The sequence below is a fragment of the Streptomyces rubellomurinus genome, assembly GCF_000961885.1.
Taxonomy (GTDB): domain Bacteria; phylum Actinomycetota; class Actinomycetes; order Streptomycetales; family Streptomycetaceae; genus Kitasatospora; species Kitasatospora rubellomurina.
Genome location: NZ_JZKH01000316.1, coordinates 1 through 513 on the forward strand (window position 1 = coordinate 1; position 513 = coordinate 513).

At 67.8% G+C, this 513-nt stretch carries 1 pseudogene; it reads right to left on the reverse strand.

Annotation, left to right across the window (positions count from 1 at the left end):
* Positions 1-197: 197 nt before the first annotated feature.
* Positions 198-513, reverse strand: a pseudogene (locus tag VM95_RS38000) (IS701 family transposase); the annotation flags it as partial.

Consider the following 513-nt stretch of genomic DNA (forward strand, 5'->3'; position numbering starts at 1 on the left):
CTAGTACTGCAACGGTGCTTACCGTGACGAGGCTTCAGCTCTCGGGCTGTGGCCTCGTCTCTTGTAATGGCTGGTCCGGGCCTGTTGTTGGCGTCTGCGGCGCCATCGAGACCAGTGCAGGACGTGGCCGATGCTGCGTCGGACAGGCCGCGTGAGCTGCGTGATCAGCCGGCGGATCTCGGGAAGGGTGAGGGGTATCAGCTCTGGCGTTCGAGCAGGTCCGGCCCCCTTTCGAGCTGCTGGGCCCGCATGACGGTGAGGTAGGCGTGGGCGGCCATTGCCAGGGTGATGTGCCGGTACCAGCCTGGGTGGCGGCGGACCTGGTAGTCGTCCAGGCCGCACTGGCCTTTCGCGGTCTGGAAGCACTCCTCGATCGCCCAGCGGGCGCCCGCGACGGCGATCAGCTCGTTCAGTGTGGCCTCGGCGGGCGCGTAGGCGATGTAGTAGGCGATCTTCGTGGGATCGGTGATGCTGCGGCGGGCCAGGGCCCAGTGCTTGCGGTCGGGGCGGTGC